Genomic DNA, 19,899 nt, shown 5'->3' with positions numbered 1-19,899 from the left:
CCCGAACAGCCGTGTGCACGCGGAACTACCCCGTTCGGCGCCCGCGAGGGTCCCTTTCAGGCACCGACATACGCCGCGAGGTGCTCCCCGGTGAGGGTGGAGCGCGCGGCGACCAAGTCGGCCGGGGTGCCCTCGAAGACGACGCGGCCGCCGTCGTGTCCCGCGCCGGGGCCGAGATCGATGATCCAGTCGGCGTGCGCCATGACCGCCTGGTGGTGCTCGATGACGATGACCGACTTGCCGGAGTCGACGAGCCGGTCGAGCAGGCCGAGCAACTGCTCGACGTCGGCGAGGTGGAGGCCGGTGGTCGGCTCGTCGAGGACGTAGACGCCGCCCTTCTCGCCCATGTGCGTGGCCAGCTTCAGCCGCTGCCGCTCGCCGCCGGACAGCGTGGTGAGCGGCTGGCCGAGGGTGAGGTAGCCGAGGCCGACGTCGGCGAGCCGGTCGAGGATCTTGTGCGCGGCCGGCGTACGCGCCTCGCCCGCGCCGAAGAACTCCTCGGCCTCGGTCACCGACATCGCGAGCACCTCGCTGATGTCACGGCCGCCGAGGTGGTGGTCGAGGACCGACGCCTGGAACCGCTTCCCCTCGCAGGCCTCGCAGGTGGTGGCGACGCCGGCCATCATCGCCAGGTCGGTGTAGACGACACCGGCACCGTTGCAGGCCGGGCAGGCGCCCTCGGAGTTGGCGCTGAACAGCGCCGGCTTGACGCCGTTGGCCTTGGCGAACGCCTTGCGGATCGGGTCGAGCAGTCCGGTGTACGTCGCCGGGTTGCTTCGTCTGGAGCCGCGGATCGCGGTCTGGTCGACCGAGACCACTCCGTCCCGCCCGGACACCGAGCCGTGGATCAGCGAGCTCTTGCCCGAGCCCGCCACCCCGGTAACGACGACCAGCGTGCCGAGCGGGATGTCGACGGCGACGTCCCGCAGGTTGTTCGCGTCGGCGCCGCGCACCTCGAGCACGCCCGACGGCTCGCGCACCGAGGGCTTCAGCACGGCCCGGTCGTCCAGGTGCCGCCCGGTGAGCGTGCCACTGCCCCGCAGCCCCTCGACGGTGCCCTCGAACACCACCTCGCCGCCCTCCGCGCCGGCCCGCGGCCCGAGGTCGACGACATGGTCGGCGATGGTGATCGCCTCCGGCTTGTGCTCCACGACCAGCACGGTGTTGCCCTTGTCGCGCAACTGGAGCAGCAGGCCGTTCATCCGCTGGATGTCATGGGGGTGCAGCCCGATCGTCGGCTCGTCGAAGACGTAGGTGACATCGGTGAGGGAGGAGCCGAGGTGGCGGATCATCTTGGTGCGCTGCGCCTCGCCGCCCGAGAGGGTGCCCGAGGGGCGGTCGAGGCTGAGGTAGCCGAGGCCGATCTCCACGAACGAGTCGAGCGTGTGCGCCAGCGCGGTCAGCAGCGGCGCCACGGACGGATCGTCGAGCCCGCGGACCCAGTCGGCCAGGTCACTGATCTGCAGGGAGCAGACGTCGGCGATGTTCTTCCCGTCGATCTTCGACGCCCGGGCCTCGGCGCTGAGCCGGGTGCCGTCGCACTCGGGACAGGTCGAGAACGTCACCGCCCGCTCCACGAAGGCGCGGACGTGCGGCTGCAGCGCGTCGACGTCCTTGGACAGGAACGACTTCTGGATCTTCGGGATCAGCCCCTCGTACGTCAGGTTGATGCCGTCGACCTTGATCTTGGTCGGTTCCTTGTGGAGCAGGTCGTGCAGTTCCCTCTTGGTGAACCTGCGGATCGGTTTGTCCGGGTCGAAGAAGCCGCAGCCCCGGTAGATGCGCCCGTACCAGCCCTCCATGCTGTAGCCGGGGATCGTGAGCGCGCCCTCGTTGAGCGACAGGCTGTCGTCGTACAGCGCCGACAGGTCGAAGTCGGTGACCGCGCCCATGCCCTCACAGCGCGGACACATGCCGCCCAGCCGGTTGAACGTGGCCTTCTCTGCCTTCGTCCTGCCACCGCGCTCCACGGTGATCGCCCCGCTGGCCTTCACCGAGGGGACGTTGAACGAGTACGCGTTGGGCGGCCCGATGTGCGGCTTCCCCATCCGGCTGAACAGGATGCGCAGCATCGCGTTGGTGTCCGTGACGGTCCCGACGGTCGAGCGGCCGTTGGCGCCCATCCGCTCCTGGTCCACGATGATCGCGGTCGTCAGCCCGTCCAGCACATCGACCTCGGGTCGCGCCAACGTCGGCATGAACCCCTGCACGAACGCGCTGTACGTCTCGTTGATCAGCCGCTGCGACTCCGCGGCGACCGTGTCGAAGACCAGCGAGCTCTTGCCCGACCCGGACACACCGGTGAACACCGTCAGCCGGCGCTTGGGAATCTCGACACTGACGTCCTTGAGATTGTTCACCCGCGCCCCGTGCACGCGGATCACATCATGGCGGTCGGCAGCGTGCGGCACGTTCGACTCCCTCTCGGTCCTCATGGACCTCACCGTAGACGCGGCGCGGGGTCCGACGCTTCTCGATTCCTGACCGCATGATCCTGCACGCACGACAGGAGCCCCCTCCAAGTCGAAGGGGGCTCCATGGCGGGCGCGGGTCTCAGTGAGCGTGTCCGCTCGCTGCGGGCGCCGCGTTCTTGACCGTCAGGGGCAGCAGCTTCTTGCCCGTCGGGCCGATCTGGATGGAGGTGTCCATCTGGGGGCACACTCCACAATCGAAGCAGGGCGTCCAGCGGCAGTCCTCGACCTCTGTCTCGTCGAGGGCGTCCTGCCAGTCCTCCCAGAGCCAGTCCTTGTCGAGGCCGGAGTCGAGGTGGTCCCAGGGGAGGACCTCCTCGTAGGAGCGCTCGCGGGTGGTGTACCAGTCGACGTCGACGCCGAAGGGGGCCAGGGCCTTGTCGGCGCACTGCATCCAGCGGTCGTAGGAGAAGTGCTCGCGCCAGCCGTCGAAGCGGCCGCCGTCGTCGTAGACCGCGCGGATGACGGCGCCGATGCGGCGGTCGCCGCGCGACAGCAGGCCCTCCACGATGCCGGGCTTGCCGTCGTGGTAGCGGAAGCCGATGGAGCGGCCGTACTTCTTGTCGCCGCGGATCTTGTCGCGCAGCTTCGTCAGGCGCGCGTCCGTCTCCTCGGCGGACAGCTGCGGTGCCCACTGGAAGGGGGTGTGGGGCTTGGGGACGAAACCGCCGATCGAGACCGTGCAGCGGATGTCGTTCGAGCCGGAGACCTCGCGGCCCTTGGCGATCACCTTCGTCGCCATGTCGGCGATCTGGAGCACGTCGTCGTCGGTCTCCGTCGGCAGACCGCACATGAAGTACAGCTTCACCTGCCGCCAGCCGTTGCCGTAGGCCGTGGAGACGGTCCTGATCAGGTCATCCTCGGAGACCATCTTGTTGATGACCTTGCGGATGCGTTCCGAGCCGCCCTCGGGGGCGAAGGTCAGGCCCGAGCGGCGGCCGTTCCTCGTCAGCTCGTTCGCCAGGTCGATGTTGAAGGCGTCGACGCGGGTGGAGGGGAGGGAGAGGCCGATCTTGTCTTCCTCGTAGCGGTCGGCCAGGCCCTTGGCGATGTCGCCGATCTCCGAGTGGTCCGCGGAGGACAGGGAGAGCAGGCCCACCTCCTCGAAGCCCGTCGCCTTCAGGCCCTTGTCGACCATGTCGCCGATGCCGGTGATCGAGCGCTCGCGCACCGGGCGCGTGATCATGCCGGCCTGGCAGAAGCGGCAGCCGCGGGTGCAGCCGCGGAAGATCTCCACCGACATCCGCTCGTGGACCGTCTCGGCGAGCGGGACGAGGGGCTGCTTCGGGTAGGGCCACTCGTCCAGGTCCATGACCGTGTGCTTGGACACACGCCACGGGACACCCGACCGGTTGGGGACGACACGGGCGATACGGCCGTCCGGCAGGTACTCCACGTCGTAGAACGCCGGGATGTACACGCCGCCCGTCTTCGCGAGGCGGAGGAGGACCTCCTCGCGGCCACCCGGCCGGCCCTCCGCCTTCCACTCACGGATGATGCGGGTCATGTCGAGCACGGCCTGCTCGCCGTCGCCGATGACCGCCGCGTCGATGAAGTCGGCGATCGGCTCGGGGTTGAAGGCGGCGTGGCCGCCGGCCAGCACGATCGGGTCGTCGATCGTCCGCTCGCGGGACTCCAGCGGGATGCCCGCCAGGTCCAGCGCCGTCAGCATGTTCGTGTAGCCCAGCTCCGTGGAGAAGGACAGGCCGAACACGTCGAAGGCCTTGACCGGGCGGTGGCTGTCCACCGTGAACTGCGGGACGTGGTGCTCCCGCATCAGCGCCTCCAGGTCCGGCCACACGCTGTACGTGCGCTCGGCGAGGACGCCCTCCTGCTCGTTCAGGACCTCGTAGAGGATCATGACGCCCTGGTTGGGCAGGCCGACCTCGTAGGCGTCCGGGTACATGAGCGCCCAGCGGACGTCACAGGACTCCCACGGCTTGACCGTGGAGTTGAGCTCTCCGCCGACGTACTGAATCGGCTTCTGCACATGCGGGAGCAGAGCTTCGAGCTGCGGAAACACAGACTCAGCGGCCTCCGCGGATTCGGCAGGCATCTCGCGAACCTTCGTGAGCTGACGGGGTTGACCATCTAGCGTAACGCGGCCGGGGCCCTCCCCCGTACGCTCGGACGGCCCAGCGGCTCCTGCCCCGCCCGCTCAGACGTCCATACCGCTCCACACCGAGGCCCACGTCCCCGGCAGCTCCGCCTCCACCGTCGCCGCGCGGTGCTCCTCACGGCTGTACAGCACCCCGTACGTGAACGCGCTCTCCCCCGCCGCGTGCGCCACGGCGGACAGCTCGCGCAGCGTCGTGCGGGCCATGACGCTGTCCTGGTGCTCGCCGAGCAGCGTCTGCAGCGACTTCATGGACTTGACCAGGTCCTTGGCCGACCTGCCGAGCGCCGGGAGGGCCGCCTCCGCCGCGTAGCGGGTCCGCTTGGTCTTCTTGCGGGCCTCGTGCAGCCCGAGGTCCCGGTCGTGACCGGGCGGCTGCTCCATGGCTTCCTCGACCAGCGCGGAGACCTTGTCGAAGTCCTTGCGTACGGCCTTGGCGAGCACCTTGGACGGTTTGCGGCCGGCGGCCTTCCGCAGGGGCGGGTCGGTGACCAGGGCGTCCAAGGTGTCGAGCAGGGTCAGATAGCGCTTGGAGTCCAGCACGCCCAGCAGTCGGCGGCGTGAACCGCCGAGGCCGGCCCCGGCCCAGTGGTCCAACCGCTCCCGCACCGGGCCGGAGAGCAGGTTGGGGGACAGCTCGTCGAGGGACGCGGTGAGGCGCTCGGCGAGCACCTCCTGGTCGCGGCCCACGCCCAGCTCGCCCGCCAGCCACTTCAGCTCCGCGCCGACCTCGTCGGTGACGGTCCGGTCGAGGACCTTGCCGAACGAGCGGAAGGTGCTGCGCAGCCTGCGGGTGGCGACCCGCATGTCGTGCACGGAGTCCTCGGCGTCCCGGCGCACGGCCGGGTCGAGCTCGACGATGGCGTCCCGCTGGGCCCGGACGTACGCCATGACGTGGTCGCCGGCGGTGACGGGCTCGCCCGGTTCCGTCGCGGGCTTCGGCCGTTTGCGCCGGGGAGCCGTCTCCGCGAGCGCCCGTGCCAGCTTCGACGCGGACTTCGACGGCCGTACGCCCGCCTTGCGCAACCGCTTCTCCACCTTGTCCAGGAAGGCCGGGTCACCGCCGTCGGCGAGCTCCACCTCCAGCTCGGTCCACTGGGCGGTGCCCTCGCCGCCGAAGAGCCGCTCGGCCCGTACGGCGTCCATGCTGACCTCGGCGAGCAGCCGCCCGGCGTGGTCGACGAGGTTGCGCACGTCCCGGTCGGAGCGCAGTCGGATCACGGCCACGAGCTGGCCCTCGCGGACCCGCGCGCGGACCAGCCGCGCGATCTCGTCCGGGACGGTGTCGGAGAGGGGCGCCTGGACCTCGTCCCGGACACCGGGGCCCACCGGGAGTTTCAGGTGCCAGCCGGCGTCGGAGCCGCCGGTGCGGCGGCGCAGGGTGATCGAAGCCGCGGCCAGGCGCAGGTCCGAGGTGTCGTAGTAGGTGGCGTCGAGCTCCGCGACACCCTTGTCGAGGACGGCCGCGACCCCGGCGACACCGGTCAGATCCGGCAGCCCGCTGTCGTCGGATTCGTACTTGCGCTCGATCTCGCGTTTCGTCTCCGCCATGAAACGAATCTAGTCGCAGATCAGCGCAGGCGGCAGAGGGGCCCCTCAGGTCGTCAGCAGGGCGCGCATCGCCTCTCCGTCCGGGAACGGCGCGTCCTTCGCCGTCCGGGAGACGAGGTACACATGGGCGTCCTCGAACTGGTGGTACGACAGCGGCTCCGGGCCCTGCCCGACGATCAGCACGTTGTGCTCCAGGCGCCAGCTGACGTACCGGGTGTCGTACCTGGGCTGCCGGATGTCGTGGTTCGGCAGGCCCAGCCGGTCGGTGAAGCGCTGCACGACGGCGGCGTAGTGCGCGTCGAACTCCGGCCGCCAGGCGCCCTCCTGGCTGGTCCAGCCGGGCAGTGTGCCCCAGCAGTCCTCGTCGAGCAGGCCGCCGTCGACCGAGTAGAGGTAGGCGAACGGCAGGTGGAGCGAGCCGTCGCCGTCGCAGGTGACGAAGTGGCCCCGCGGGGTGACGTGGGTGGCGTCGGGGACATCGGCCGTGTCCTCGTACGCCGGTCCCCGCACCGCCTCCGACCAGTCGGGCCAGCCGGCCTCGCGCATCCGCGCCTCGATGGCGTCGCCGTCGGTCAGGTCCAGCTCCGCGAGCGCGAGGAGATGGCTCACCAGCTCCTCGGTCACCGGGCACAGGGCCACGAACTCCTCGGCCATTCCGCTCCCCCTTCAGGCTCCGCCTAGGCCGACATCGGCCGCTGGACGCGGATCGACTGCAACAGCCCTATCGCCACCCACACCGCGAACATCGACGATCCGCCGTACGACACGAACGGCAGGGGCAGGCCGGTGACCGGCATGATGCCGAGGGTCATGCCGATGTTCTCGAAGGCCTGGAAGGCGAACCAGGCGACGATCCCGGCGGCGACGATCGTGCCGTACAGCTCGGTCGTCTCGCGGGCGATGCGGCAGGCGCGCCACAGGACGATGCCGAGCAGGACGATGATGAGCCCCGCGCCGACGAAGCCCAGCTCCTCCCCCGCGACGGTGAAGACGAAGTCGGTCTGCTGCTCGGGCACGAACTGTCCGGTGGTCTGGGACCCGTGGAAGAGCCCCGCTCCGGTCAGCCCGCCCGAACCGATCGCGATCCGCGCCTGGTTGGTGTTGTAGCCGACGCCCGCCGGGTCGAGCTCGGGGTTGGCGAAGGCCGCGAAGCGGGCGATCTGGTACTCGTCCAGGATGTGCAGCTGCCAGACGGCGATCGCGCCGGCCGCGCCCGCGCCGATCAGCCCGAAGACCCAGCGGTTGGAGGCGCCGGAGGCGAGCAGCACCCCCAGCACGATGATCACCATGACCATGACCGAGCCGAGGTCGGGCATCAGCATCACGATCAGCATCGGCACGGCGGCCAGGCCCAGGGCCTGCAGGACGGTCCGCTGGTCGGGGTACTGCCGGTCGCCCGCGTCGACCCGGGCGGCCAGCAGCATCGCCATGCCCAGGATGATCGTGATCTTCACGAACTCCGAGGGCTGGAGCGAGAAGCCGCCGCCGAGCACGATCCAGGAGTGCGCGCCGTTGACGGTGGAGCCGAGCGGGGTGAGCACCAGCAGGATCAGGAAGACCGAGATGCCGTAGAGGATCGGCACGACGTTGCGCAGGGTGCGGTGGCCGAGCCAGACCGTGCCGATCATCAGGGCGAACCCGATGCCGGTGTTCATGAGGTGCCGGACCAGGAAGTAGTACGGGTCGCCCTGGTTGATCTCGGTGCGGTTGCGGGTCGCCGAGTAGACCAGGATCGAGCCGATCGTCGACAGGGCGAGGCCCGACAGCAGTATCGGCCAGTCGAGTCGGCGGGCCAGCGAGTCACGGGCGAGGATCCGCGTCCAGCCGGACCGTTCGGGTCCGTAACCGGAGACCTGGAAACTGTTGGCCCCGGTCATGTGAGCATCCTCCGGGTTCCCCTCTTACGGCCACGGCCTCGTCTGCGGGTGTCCCGGTTGGTGGCCGTCGGCGAGGCGACGGTGCCCGCCGGCTGGCTCCCGTCCGGGGCCTTCTCGCTCTCCTGGCTGGCCCGCTGGTCCTTGGCCGGGTCCTTGGGGACCTTCGGGGCGGTGATCGAACCGTCCGCCTTGATCTTCGGCAGGCTCTTCTGCGGGGTGGGCAGCAGGGCGTTCTTCTTGTCGATCTTGCCGTCGGCGGAGACGCCGTACAGCGCGTTGTAGATGTGGCGCACCGCTTCACCGGAGGCACCCGAACCCGTACCGGCCTGGGCGATCGTCATGACGACCGTGTAGTCCTTGCTGTACGTGGCGAGCCAGGACGTCGTCTGCTTGCCGTAGACCTCGGCGGTACCGGTCTTGGCGTGCAGCGGGATCTTGTCCTGCGGCCAGCCGCCGAACTTCCACGCGGCGGTACCGCGGGTGACCACGCCCTCGAGGGCCGCGTCCATGCCCTTCAGGGTCGCCTGGTCGATCGGCAGCTTGCCCTTGGCCTTCGGCTTGATCTCCCGGACGGTCTTGCCGTCGGCGCTGACGATCGCCTTGCCTATGGTCGGCTGGTACATGGTGCCGCCGTTGGCGAGGGCTCCGTAGATCGCGGCCTCCTGGATCGGCGTGACGAGGGTGTCGCCCTGGCCGATGGAGTAGTTGATCGAGTCGCCCTCGCGCATCTTGTTGCCTTCGAGGCAGTTCTCGTAGGCGATCTTCTCGACGTAACTGCCGTCCTTCTTACCGGTCTTGCACCAGGAGTCCTTGTTGGCCTTCCAGTAGGCCTCCTTCCACGCCCGGTCGGGGACGCGGCCGGTGACCTCGTTGGGCAGGTCGATGCCGGTCTCCTTGCCGAGGCCGAACTGGTGGGCGGCCTTGTAGAAGTAGTCCTTGGGTTCGCCCTTCTTGGGGTTGATCCCGCCGTCCCTCTTCCACTCCCGGTCGGCGAGGCCGTAGAAGACGGTGTCACAGGAGACCTCGAGCGCCCGGCCGAGGGAGATGGGGCCGAAGTTCTCGCCCTCGAAGTTCTTGAAGACCTGGCCGCCGACCGAGTAGGAGCTGGTGCAGGGGTAGCCGCCGTCCCACTCGTAACCGGCCTCGACCGCGGCGGCCGTGGAGACCACCTTGAACGTCGAACCGGGCGCGGACTGCCCCTGGATGGCCCTGTTGAGCAGCGGGTAGTCGGAGTTCTTGCCGGTGAGCTGCTTGTAGTCCTTGGCGGAGATGCCGCCGACCCAGACGTTCGGGTCGTAGGTCGGGGCGGACGACATGGCGACGACCCGGCCGGTCTTGGCCTCCATCACGACGACCGCGCCGGAGTCCGCCTTGTAGTTCTCGCCGGTGATCTTGTCGAACTGGGTCCGGGCGATCTTCATCGCGTTGTGCAGCTCGTACTCCGCGACCCGCTGGACGCGTGCGTCGATGCTGGTGACGAGGCTGGAGCCGGACTCGGCCGGGGTGGCCTCGGCCTTGCCGATGACGCGGCCGAGGTTGTCGACCTCGTAGCGCGTCACGCCGGCCTTGCCACGCAGCTGCTTGTCGTACTGGCGCTCGAGGCCGGAGCGGCCGACCTGGTCGGAGCGCAGGTACGGCGAGTCGGTGTCCTGCGCCTTGGTGATCTCCTCGTCGGTGACCGGCGAGAGGTAGCCGAGGACCTGGGCGGTGTTGGCCTTGGCGGGCGCGGCGTACCGCCGGACGGCCTCGGGTTCGGCGGTGATGCCGGGGAAGTCCTCGGCGCGCTCGCGGATCTGCAGGGCCTGTTTGGCCGTGGCCTCGTCGGTGATGGGGATCGGCTGGTACGGCGAGCCGTTCCAGCAGGGCTGTGGCGTCTTGGCGTCGCACAGCCGGACCTTCATCATGACGTCTTCGGGAGTCATCCCGAGGACACCCGCGAGCTTGGTGAGGACGGCTTTGCCGTCGTCCTTCATCTTCAGCAGTTCGGTGCGGGAGGCGGAGACGACCAGCCGGGTCTCGTTGTCGGCGAGGGGCACTCCGCGCGCGTCCAGGATCGAGCCGCGCACGGCGGGTTCGACGACCTGCTGGACGTGGTTGCCGGAGGCCTCCTTGGCGTACGCCGCGCCCTCGCGGATCTGGAGGTACCACAGGCGCCCGCCGAGGGTGCCGAGGAGGGAGAGGACGAGGATCTGGATCACGACGAGCCGGATCTGGACGCGTGGGGTCCGCCCGGTCTCGGGAATGTTGGTCACTGCGGCTGCCTCCCCCTCTCAGTGCGCGAACGTCTGTGCAGGCGCGGACGTGTGGGCCCGTACGCATGATGAACGACCGGCCTGTGAGGCCCCGTTCCGCCGGAACTTCCCCGTTCGGGTGAACTCTTGCGGGCTCACAGCCGCTTGACCCCCTTGATGCGACCGGCGCGGGCGACCCGCGACCGGGCGGCCTTCATACGCAGCCCGGTGCGTTGCCCGCCGATCTTCAGGCCGGTGCCGCCGGAGAGCCACCCGGAGGAGATGTCGGTGGCCTTGGCGGCGGAGTTGGTCTCGGCGAGCGGGTCGTTCTCGGCGCGCCGGGCCAGCGCCATGATGCCGGGGACGACGAACGGCGCGAGCAGCAGGTCGTAGAGAGCGGCCGTGAACAGCAGGCTGCTGAGGCCGACATGGCGGGCGGCGGTGTCACCGACGAGGGCGCCGACGCCCGCGTAGAGCAGGGTGGAGCCGAGGGCGGCGCCGACCACCACGACCATGGGGCCGGTGGCCGACTTGATCTGACCGGTCTCCGGTTTGATGAGCCCGGCAAGGTAGCCGATGACGCACAGCACGAGGGCGTAGCGCCCGGCGGCGTGGTCGGCGGGCGGGGCTAGGTCGGCGAGCAGGCCCGCGCCGAAGCCGATGAGCGCGCCGCCCACATGGCCGTACACCATGGCCAGGCCCAGGACGGTGAGCAGCAGTATGTCGGGGACGGCGCCGGGCAGGTGGAGGCGGGCGAGGACGCTCACCTGGACCACCAGGGCCACGACGACGAGCGAGGTGGACAGCAGGATCCGGTTGACACGCACGGGAAATCAGCTCCTACTGCTCTTGCTCGGGCTGGCCGTCGACGGACGCGCTCGCGGACGGGGTGACCGTGACGGTGACCGTCGGCGTGGGGGTCGGCTTGGGCTTGGCCGGGAGCACGGTGTCGCGTGGATCCTTCTTCGGGGCCTCGACGACGACCCCGACGATGTCGAGTTTGGTGAAGCCGACGTAGGGCGTGACGTAGAGCGTGCGGGTCAGACCGCCGCCGGAGGGGTCGACGCGGGAGACGACACCGACGGGGACGCCGGGCACGAACGGCTTGTCGGCCTGGGAGCCGAAGGTGACGAGCCGGTCGCCCTTCTTCACCTCGGCCTTGCCGTTGAGGAGTTCGACCCGCAGCGGCTGGTCGCCCTGCCCGGAGGCGAAGCCGAGCTCGTCGGTGGACTCCATGCGGGTGCCGACGGTGAAGTCGGGGTCGCTGGCGAGGAGGACGGTGGCGGTGTTGGGGCCGACGGTGGTCACGCGGCCCACCAGTCCGTCCCCGTTGAGGACGGTCATGTCGCGCTTGATGCCGTCGTTGGCGCCGACGTCGATGGTGATGGTCCAGGAGAAGCCCTGGGCCGCTCCTATCGCGATGACCTCGGCGCCCTTGATGCCGTACTGGCCGGCGCCGGCGGTCCTCAGCATCTTGTCGAGCTGCTTGAGGCGGCTGCGGTTGCGGTCGTCGCTGCCGAGTTTCGCCTTGAGGGCCGCGTTCTCCTCCTCCAGGGCGGCGAGCCGGTCGTGGCGCTCACCGGAGTCGCGTACGGCGGAGACCGCGTTGCCGACGGGATCGACCGCCGACGACACCCCGTTCTCGATCGGACCGAAGACCGCGGCCGCGGCCTGCCGGGCACCGTCGACCGGGGAGTCCTCCCCGCCGCGGATGTCCACCGTGATCAGTGCGAACGCGATGGCGATCAGCAGCACCAGGAGCAGCCGGCTCTCTCGTGTGTCCCTCACGTGCGGCGGCCGTGCCCTTCCCTCTAGGAATGTGCGGGGTGTTTGGAACGTACAGGTTGTTTATGGGTGAGCTTATGCCTCGATATCAACGATCCGCCGCACGAGAGGAGATCGTCTCGTACGGCGGAATCGAAGCGCTACGTCATCGGCGCGGCGCGGCGTCCAGGACCTGCTGGAGCGCCTCGAACTCCTCGACGCACTTGCCCGAGCCGAGCGCCACGCTGTCCAGCGGGTCCTCGGCGATGTGGATGGGCATGCCGGTCTCGCGGCGCAGCCGCTCGTCGAGCCCGCGCAGCAGCGCTCCACCACCCGTCAGAACGATTCCGCGGTCCATGATGTCGCCGGACAGCTCCGGCGGACACTTGTCGAGGGTCGTCTTGACCGCGTCCACGATGGCGTTGACGGGTTCCTCGATCGCCTTGCGCACTTCGGCGGCCGAGATGACGACGGTCTTGGGCAGCCCGGACACGAGGTCCCGGCCGCGGATTTCGGTGTGCTCGTCGGAGTCGAGGTCGTACGCCGAGCCGATGGTGATCTTGATCTGCTCGGCCGTCCGCTCACCAAGGAGAAGGCTGTACTCCTTCTTGATGTGCTGGATGATCGAGCTGTCCAGTTCGTCGCCCGCGACGCGGATGGACTGGGCGGTGACGATACCGCCGAGGGAGATGACCGCGACCTCCGTGGTGCCGCCGCCGATGTCCACCACCATGTTGCCCGTGGCCTCGTGGACCGGCAGGCCGGAGCCGATGGCCGCGGCCATGGGCTCCTCGATGATGTGCACCTGGCGGGCGCCGGCCTGGGTCGACGCCTCGATGACGGCACGGCGCTCGACGCCGGTGATGCCGGACGGCACGCAGACGACGACCCGGGGCCGGGCGAGATACCTCCGCTTGTGGATCTTCAGGATGAAGTAGCGGAGCATCCGCTCGGTGATCTCGAAGTCGGCGATGACACCGTCCTTCAGCGGACGCACGGCGACGATGTTGCCAGGGGTCCGTCCGATCATCTTCTTGGCTTCGGCGCCGACCGCGAGGATGCCACCGGTGTTGGTGTTGATCGCGACGACGGACGGCTCGTTGAGTACGATCCCGCGACCCCTGACGTACACCAGCGTGTTGGCGGTCCCGAGGTCGACAGCCATGTCACGGCCGATGAACGACATTGAGTTCCCCATCAGGATTCGTCTGGCCTTCCCACGAGCTTTTGAGGGCTTTTCAGGTCGGCGAAGGTGGGTGCTGTGACGTGAAGGCTTCCATCGTAAACGCGCCTGCACGAACACTGCGCGAGGGTCTTCGCCATTGTCAGCAGATGCGGAGCCGCCTCGCTTGTGGAGACGGTCCATAGGGGGCACACGTTCCCCCGATCGCCACGGCATATGCCGAGGGACGGCCGAAAACGTACGGCCGTCCCAGGTCAGGCAACACCACGAGCTGACGAACTCTCAGAAAAATCCTCGAAAACTCCGCCACGCACTCGGGCGTGGGGGCCGCCAGGCCGAGCAGCGGAGGCCCGCCCGAGTCCGTCGAATCCCCGGAGGGCTACGCGCGGCCGGGGAAGAAGATCTTGACCTCGCGCTCGGCGGACTCCTCGGAGTCGGAGGCGTGGATGAGGTTCTCGCGGACGATGACGCCGAAGTCGCCGCGGATGGAGCCGGGCGCGGCGGCGATCGGGTCGGTGGGGCCGGCCAGGGCGCGGACGCCCTCGATGACCCGCTCGCCCTCGACGATCAGGGCGACGACCGGGCCGGAGGACATGAACTCCACCAGCGGCTCGTAGAAGGGCTTGCCCTTGTGCTCGCCGTAGTGCTGCTCCAGGGTCTCCTGGTCCAGGGTGCGCAGCTCCAGCGCGGTGATCTGCCAGCCGGCCTTGCGCTCGATACGGCTGATGATCTCGCCGGTCAGGCCGCGACGGACGGCGTCGGGCTTGAGCAGGACGAGGGTGCGCTGGGTCACGAGGGCTCCTTCGGAGTCAAAGCTTGTGCGGGAGATGAGATTACCCGGTTGTTACGCAGCGTCAGCCCCGGAGGATCCCGCCTGGGCCGCGAATCTCGCCTTCGCCTCGTCGACCTTCCGCCCGAAGTGCACCGACGCCCACCACAGCGCCGCGAACACCACCCCGAGGAAGAACATCGCCGGCACGACGAATCCGGACGCGATCAGCGCGATCTGCAGGGCCCAGCCGAGGACGACACCACCCGGCCGGGTCACCAGGCCGCACAGCACCAGGCTGAGGAACATCGCGATCCCGCACACCGTCCACACCGTGGACGTGGACAGGTCTTCGTCCTTCATCGCGACCAGCCCGGCGAAGCCGATGACGAAGAACTCGCCGATGAGGGTCGAGGAACAGAGCGTACGCATGGTGAGGACTCAGCCCTTCCCGAGCAGCAGTCGGGCCTCGCCGACGGTGATGACGGATCCGGTGACGAGCACGCCGCCGCCGGCGAACTCGCCCTCCTCCTCGGCCAGCGTGATCGCCGCCTCCAGCGCGTCCGGCAGCCGCGGCTCCACCTGCACCCGCTCCTCGCCGAACACCTCCACGGCGATCGCGGCCAGCTCGTCCGCGTCCATCGCGCGATGACTGGAGTTCTGCGTGACGACGACCTCCGCGAAGAGCGGCTCGAAGGCCTCCAGCAGCCCCCGCACGTTCTTGTCGCCGCTCGCGCCCACGACCCCGATCAGCCGGCTGAAGTCGAACGCCTCCCGGACCGCCTCCGCCGTGGCGGCCGCGCCCGCCGGATTGTGCGCCGCGTCGAGCACCACGGTCGGGGACCGCCGTACGACCTCCAGCCGCCCCGGCGACGACACCGCCGCGAACGCCTTGCGGACCGTGTCGATGTCGAGCGGCTCGGGCCGCTGGGAGCCCACCCCGAAGAACGCCTCCACGGCGGCGAGCGCGACGGCCGCGTTGTGCGCCTGGTACGGGCCGTGCAACGGCAGGTACACCTCGGTGTACTCGCCGCCCAGGCCCCGCAGGGTCAGCAGCTGCCCGCCGACGGCCACCTGCCGCGCCACGACCCCGAACTCCAGGCCCTCGCGGGCCACGGTCGCGTCGACCTCCACGGCCTTCTTCAGCATCACCTGCGCCGCGTCGACCGGCTGCTGGGCCAGGATCACGGTCGCGTCCTGCTTGACGATGCCGGCCTTCTCGGTGGCGATCTCGGCGGGCGTCTCCCCCAGCCGGTCGGTGTGGTCGAGGTCGATCGGGGTCACGACGGCGACGTTCGCGTCGATCACGTTCGTCGCGTCCCAGCTGCCGCCCATGCCCACCTCGACGACGGCCACGTCCACCGGCGCGTCCGCGAAGGCCGCGTACGCCATCCCGGTCAGCACCTCGAAGAAGGACAGCCGGTACTCCTGCTGGCCGTCGACCATCTCCACGTACGGCTTGATGTCCTCGTACGTCTCGATGAAGCGCTCGGCGGAGATCGGCGCCCCGTCCAGGCTGATCCGCTCGGTGATCGACTGGACGTGCGGCGAGGTGTACCGCCCGGTGCGCAGCTCGAAGGCGCCGAGCAGGGCCTCGATCATGCGGGCGGTGGAGGTCTTGCCGTTCGTCCCCGTGATGTGGATCGAGGGGTACGACCGCTGCGGATCCCCCAGCACGTCCATCAGCGCGGCGATCCGGCTGACGGACGGCTCCAGCTTGGTCTCGCCCCACCGCGTGGCCAGGTCCGCCTCGACCTCGCGCAGGGCCTTGTCGATCTCGGGGTCGGCGGGGCGCGCGGGCACGTCGGACTGCGGCGGGCCGCCCTGAGTGCGCAGGGTGCGGCTGCCGGCCTCGATCACCGCGAGATCGGGATCGCGGTCGGTCTCGGCCGCGATGATCTCCTCGAAGGAGTCGAGGGGGTCGGGCTGGTCGTCGTGGTTGCCGTTCGGGGGGAGCTCGCTCACGGGGCCAGTCTACGTACCCAGCCTGCGGGCAGTCGTGCCGCTGGGGCGGCACGGGTGGGCGCAGGCGGCACCCCGCAAGCGCCGGGCCCCGCGACCGACCTGACGGCACGCGAAGGCCCCGGAACCGCACAGCTCCGGGGCCTTCACCAACGTACGCGTGCCTACGCCTGAGGCAGCCGCTCCAGCTGCGCCAGGATCCGCGTGATGTCCTCGTCCGCCTTGGCGAGCCGCCCACGGATCTTGTCCACCACGTTCTCCGGCGCCTTCGCCAGGAACGCCTCGTTGCCCAGCTTGGCCGTCGCCTGGGCCTTCTCCTTCTCGGCCGCCGCGAGGTCCTTCGCTAGGCGCTTGCGCTCCGCGGCGACGTCGATCGTGCCGGAGAGGTCGAGGGCGACCGTTGCGCCGGCGACCGGGAGGGTGGCCGTGGCCGAGAAGGCCTCGCCCTCCGGCTGGAGCCGCAGCAGCTGCCGGATCGCCGCCTCGTGCGGGGCGAGCGCCGTGCCGCCCAGCTCCAGACGGGCCGGAACCCGCTGGCCGGGCTGGAGGCCCTGGTCGGCACGGAAGCGGCGGACCTCGGTGATGACGGACTGGAGCGTCTCGATCTCACGCTCGGCGTCGGCGTCCCGGAAGCCACTGTCCTTCGGCCACTCGGCGATGACGACGGACTCGCCGCCGGTCAGCGTGGTCCAGAGCGTCTCCGTGACGAACGGGACGACCGGATGCAGCAGTTTGAGGGTGACGTCGAGGACCTCGCCCAGGACCCGCTTGGAGACCTCGGCCGCCTCGCCGCCCGCCTGGAAGGTGGTCTTCGACAGTTCGACGTACCAGTCGAAGACCTCGTCCCACGCGAAGTGGAACAGCGCGTCGGAGAGCTTGGCGAACTGGTAGTCCTCGTAGAACGCGTCGACCTCGGCGACGACGGAGTTGAGACGGGAGAGGATCCAGCGGTCCGTCGCCGACATCGCGGACACGTCCGGCAGCGGGCCCTCGATCGTCGCGCCGTTCATCATCGCGAAGCGGGTCGCGTTCCAGATCTTGTTGGCGAAGTTGCGGGAACCCTGGACCCAGTCCTCGCCGATCGGGACGTCGACGCCCGGGTTGGCGCCGCGCGCGAGGGTGAACCGGAGCGCGTCGGAGCCGTACTTGTCCATCCAGTCCAGCGGGTTGACCGCGTTGCCGAAGGACTTCGACATCTTCTTGCCGAACTGGTCGCGGACCATGCCGTGCAGGGCGATGGTGTGGAACGGCGGGGTGCCGTCCATCGCGTACAGGCCGAACATCATCATCCGGGCGACCCAGAAGAAGAGGATGTCGTACCCGGTGACCAGGACGGAGTTCGGGTAGAACTTCGCCAGCGACTCGGTCTGTTCGGGCCAGCCGAGCGTGGAGAACGGCCACAGGCCGGAGGAGAACCAGGTGTCGAGGACGTCGGTGTCCTGACGCCAGCCCTCACCGCTCGGCGGTTCCTCGTCGGGGCCGACGCAGACGACCTCACCGTTCGGGCCGTACCAGACCGGGATGCGGTGGCCCCACCACAACTGCCGCGAGATGCACCAGTCGTGGAGGTTGTCGACCCAGTCGAAGTACCGCTTCTCCATCTCCTGCGGGTGGATCTTGACGCGCCCGTCGCGGACGGCGTCACCGGCCGCCTTCGCGAGCGGGCCGACCTTGACCCACCACTGCATGGACAGGCGCGGCTCGATGGTGGTCTTGCAGCGCGAGCAGTGGCCGACGCTGTGGACGTACGGCCGCTTCTCCGCGACGATCCGGCCCTCGGCGCGCAGCGCGGCGACGATGGCCGAGCGGGCCTCCAGCCGGTCCTGGCCCTGGAAGGGGCCGTGGGCGGTGATGACGGCGTGCTCGTCCATCACGGTGAGGGACGGCAGGTTGTGGCGCTGGCCGATCTCGAAGTCGTTCGGGTCGTGCGCCGGGGTGACCTTGACGGCGCCGGTGCCGAACTCGGGGTCGACGTGCTCGTCGGCGACGACCGGGATGGAGCGGTCGGTCAGCGGCAGCTTGATGAGCTTGCCGACCAGGTGCTTGTACCGCTCGTCCTCGGGGTGAACGGCGACGGCCGTGTCACCGAGCATGGTCTCGGCGCGGGTGGTGGCGACGACGAGCGTCTCGTCGCCCTCGCCGTACTTGATGGAGACGAGCTCGCCGTCGTCGTCCTGGTACTCCACCTCGATGTCCGAGATGGCCGTCAGACAGCGCGGGCACCAGTTGATGATGCGCTCGGCGCGGTAGATCAGCTCGTCGTCGTAGAGCCGCTTGAAGATGGTCTGGACGGCCTGGGAGAGGCCCTCGTCCATGGTGAAGCGCTCACGCGACCAGGCGACACCGTCGCCGAGGCGGCGCATCTGGCCGGAGATCTGCCCGCCGGACTCGCCCTTCCACTGCCAGACCCGCTCGACGAACGCCTCACGGCCCAGGTCGTGGCGGGACTTGCCCTCCTTGCCGAGCTCGCGCTCGACGACGTTCTGGGTCGCGATGCCGGCGTGGTCCATGCCGGGCTGCCACAGCGTCTCGTAACCCTGCATCCGCTTGCGGCGGGTGAGGGCGTCGATCAGCGTGTGCTCGAAGGCGTGCCCGAGGTGCAGGCTGCCCGTGACGTTCGGCGGCGGGATGACGATGGTGTACGGAGGCTTGTCGCTCTTCTCGTCCGCCTCGAAGTAACCACGCTCTACCCAGCGCTCGTACAGCGGCCCCTCTACGTCGGCCGGCGCGTACTGGGTCGGCAGTTCGGTGTCGGGCGCTGGTGGCTGCTGCTGAGCGTTCTCGGTCACGGGCTCAGTTTAGGGGTGTCACGGCGGAGTCCCGAAACGCGTTTGTTCTGTAACGGGCCCACCCCCGATGGCATGCGCACGCTGTGTCTGCGCCAGGATGTCTGAAACACATAAGCATCTGGAGGGGAACCCAGAAATGAGTCACAACCAGCCGGGCCCGTACGGCGGGCAGCCCCAGCAGCCCGGACCTTACGGCCAGCCGGGTCCCTACGGCCAGCCGCCGCAGGCCCCCCAGCCCGGCTACGGCTACCCCCAGCAGCCCCCTCCCGCCCAGCCGGGCTACGGCTACCCGCAGGGCGCCCCTCCACAGCAGCCGAACCCGTACGGCCAGCAGCCGCAGTACGGTCAGCAGCCCCCGTACGGCCAAGGACCCACACCGCCCTACGGCCAGCCCCAGTACGGCGTGCCCCAGCCGCCGGCGCCGGGTGGCGGGAAGAAGAAGACCGGTCTGATCATCAGCGCCGTCGCCGTCGTGGCCGCGATCGGCGTGGGCGCGTACTTCGTGATCGGCGGGGGCGGCGGCGCGGGCGGCCTGTCGGACGACGGCGCGCACAAGCTGGAGACGCCGGCGACGGTGCTCGAGTACAAGCGGGTCGGCAAGGGCGGCGAGAGCACCGACGCGGACACCGTGAAGTACCTGGAGACCAGCGGCGTCAAGAACGGCAAGGCCGTCATCGGGCAGTACTCCACGGCCGACTTCGGCAACTACGACCCGCAGAACCCCGACCCCAAGGACCTGCCCGGCAAGAGCGAGCTGCTCCAGGCCAGGGGTGTGACCATGGTGGGCGGTTACGGCGAGATCGCGGACCCCAAGGCGGCCCTGGACAAGTACTTCGCCGCCATCCAGAAGCAGATCGAGGCGAGCAACTCCAGCTCGTCGAGCTCTTCTTCCGGCAGCGAGTCCCAGACCAAGCTGGTGGGCCAGCCCGAAGAGGCCGACATCGACGGCGCGGTCATGAAGTGCCAGGCGGCCCAGGGCACCAACAACCTCACCCAGAAGCCGTCGACCGACTGGTTCTGCGTGTGGTCCGACTACAGCACGATCGCCATGGTCTCCCCCGGTGACAACACCAAGAGCATCACCAAGGAGTCCGCGGTCGACATCACCACGAAGATGCGCGACGTGGTCCGCGTGAAGGCCTGACGCCTCCACCGCACAACTGCACGGCGAAGGGGCCCCGGTCGG

At 69.5% G+C, this 19,899-nt stretch carries 14 protein-coding genes; 1 reads left to right on the top strand and 13 read right to left on the bottom strand.

Annotation, left to right across the window (positions count from 1 at the left end; translation table 11 throughout):
- Positions 1-56 precede the first annotated feature (56 nt).
- The 13 genes from ACGFNV_RS32255 to ACGFNV_RS32195 form a co-directional block, all read right to left on the bottom strand.
- Positions 57-2,435, bottom strand: coding sequence for an ATP-binding cassette domain-containing protein (locus ACGFNV_RS32255; protein ID WP_393627286.1), 2,379 nt, complete (start codon positions 2,433-2,435; stop codon positions 57-59).
- Between the two features lie 118 nt (positions 2,436-2,553).
- Positions 2,554-4,527, bottom strand: a complete 1,974-nt coding sequence (locus tag ACGFNV_RS32250) for a TIGR03960 family B12-binding radical SAM protein (RefSeq protein ID WP_393627284.1) — start codon at positions 4,525-4,527, stop codon at positions 2,554-2,556.
- Positions 4,528-4,629: 102 nt separating this feature from the next.
- A complete protein-coding gene (locus ACGFNV_RS32245) occupies positions 4,630-6,138 on the bottom strand; it encodes a CHAD domain-containing protein (protein WP_393627282.1) in 1,509 nt (502 codons plus the stop codon).
- Positions 6,139-6,183: 45 nt separating this feature from the next.
- On the bottom strand, positions 6,184-6,792 hold the full coding sequence (locus ACGFNV_RS32240) for a hypothetical protein (RefSeq protein WP_393627280.1): 609 nt from the start codon (positions 6,790-6,792) through the stop codon (positions 6,184-6,186).
- Between the two features lie 23 nt (positions 6,793-6,815).
- Entirely contained in the window at positions 6,816-8,015 is a 1,200-nt protein-coding gene (gene rodA / locus ACGFNV_RS32235; protein WP_393627278.1) for a rod shape-determining protein RodA, read from the bottom strand.
- Entirely contained in the window at positions 8,012-10,267 is a 2,256-nt protein-coding gene (gene mrdA / locus ACGFNV_RS32230; protein ID WP_393627276.1) for a penicillin-binding protein 2, read from the bottom strand. The genes rodA and mrdA overlap by 4 nt, the downstream gene beginning before the upstream one ends.
- A 134-nt stretch (positions 10,268-10,401) precedes the next feature.
- The gene (gene mreD, locus ACGFNV_RS32225; RefSeq protein ID WP_393627274.1) at positions 10,402-11,073 is read right to left on the bottom strand and encodes a rod shape-determining protein MreD; all 672 of its coding nucleotides are present in this window, start codon (positions 11,071-11,073) and stop codon (positions 10,402-10,404) included.
- A 13-nt stretch (positions 11,074-11,086) separates the two neighbouring features.
- Positions 11,087-12,034, bottom strand: a complete 948-nt coding sequence (mreC, locus tag ACGFNV_RS32220) for a rod shape-determining protein MreC (RefSeq protein WP_393627272.1) — start codon at positions 12,032-12,034, stop codon at positions 11,087-11,089.
- Positions 12,035-12,176: 142 nt separating this feature from the next.
- Positions 12,177-13,196 (bottom strand): rod shape-determining protein, encoded by a 1,020-nt coding sequence (locus ACGFNV_RS32215; protein WP_037675591.1) that lies wholly within the window; start codon positions 13,194-13,196, stop codon positions 12,177-12,179.
- Between the two features lie 376 nt (positions 13,197-13,572).
- Positions 13,573-13,986: a nucleoside-diphosphate kinase gene (gene ndk, locus ACGFNV_RS32210; RefSeq protein ID WP_186280864.1), complete on the bottom strand. Its 414-nt coding sequence runs from the start codon at positions 13,984-13,986 to the stop codon at positions 13,573-13,575.
- A gap of 51 nt (positions 13,987-14,037) precedes the next feature.
- Positions 14,038-14,394 carry a DUF4233 domain-containing protein gene (locus ACGFNV_RS32205; protein ID WP_393627270.1) on the bottom strand — a complete coding sequence of 119 codons (357 nt, stop codon included), beginning with the start codon at positions 14,392-14,394 and terminating at the stop codon, positions 14,038-14,040.
- 9 nt (positions 14,395-14,403) lie between these two features.
- Positions 14,404-15,927, bottom strand: a complete 1,524-nt coding sequence (locus tag ACGFNV_RS32200) for a bifunctional folylpolyglutamate synthase/dihydrofolate synthase (RefSeq protein WP_393627268.1) — start codon at positions 15,925-15,927, stop codon at positions 14,404-14,406.
- Positions 15,928-16,088: 161 nt separating this feature from the next.
- Positions 16,089-18,713 (bottom strand): valine--tRNA ligase, encoded by a 2,625-nt coding sequence (locus ACGFNV_RS32195; RefSeq protein ID WP_393627266.1) that lies wholly within the window; start codon positions 18,711-18,713, stop codon positions 16,089-16,091.
- Between the two features lie 136 nt (positions 18,714-18,849).
- Between ACGFNV_RS32195 and ACGFNV_RS32190 the strand changes: the two genes are divergently transcribed.
- On the top strand, positions 18,850-19,857 hold the full coding sequence (locus tag ACGFNV_RS32190) for a hypothetical protein (RefSeq protein ID WP_393627264.1): 1,008 nt from the start codon (positions 18,850-18,852) through the stop codon (positions 19,855-19,857).
- Positions 19,858-19,899: the final 42 nt, after the last annotated feature.

This window comes from Streptomyces sp. NPDC048751 (genome assembly GCF_043198595.1).
Taxonomy (GTDB): domain Bacteria; phylum Actinomycetota; class Actinomycetes; order Streptomycetales; family Streptomycetaceae; genus Streptomyces.
This window is presented reverse-complemented; position numbering and strand designations above follow the sequence as displayed.

What these genes read in the sequence shown, in the direction of transcription:
- ACGFNV_RS32255 (WP_393627286.1), bottom strand. Translation starts at nt 2,435, where the DNA reads ATGAGGACCGAGAGGGAGTCGAACGTGCCGCACGCTGCCGACCGCCAT.
- ACGFNV_RS32250 (WP_393627284.1), bottom strand. Translation starts at nt 4,527, where the DNA reads ATGCCTGCCGAATCCGCGGAGGCCGCTGAGTCTGTGTTTCCGCAGCTC.
- ACGFNV_RS32245 (WP_393627282.1), bottom strand. Translation starts at nt 6,138, where the DNA reads ATGGCGGAGACGAAACGCGAGATCGAGCGCAAGTACGAATCCGACGAC.
- ACGFNV_RS32240 (WP_393627280.1), bottom strand. Translation starts at nt 6,792, where the DNA reads ATGGCCGAGGAGTTCGTGGCCCTGTGCCCGGTGACCGAGGAGCTGGTG.
- rodA (WP_393627278.1), bottom strand. Translation starts at nt 8,015, where the DNA reads ATGACCGGGGCCAACAGTTTCCAGGTCTCCGGTTACGGACCCGAACGG.
- ACGFNV_RS32215 (WP_037675591.1), bottom strand. Translation starts at nt 13,196, where the DNA reads ATGTCGTTCATCGGCCGTGACATGGCTGTCGACCTCGGGACCGCCAAC.
- ACGFNV_RS32205 (WP_393627270.1), bottom strand. Translation starts at nt 14,394, where the DNA reads ATGCGTACGCTCTGTTCCTCGACCCTCATCGGCGAGTTCTTCGTCATC.
- ACGFNV_RS32190 (WP_393627264.1), top strand. Translation starts at nt 18,850, where the DNA reads ATGAGTCACAACCAGCCGGGCCCGTACGGCGGGCAGCCCCAGCAGCCC.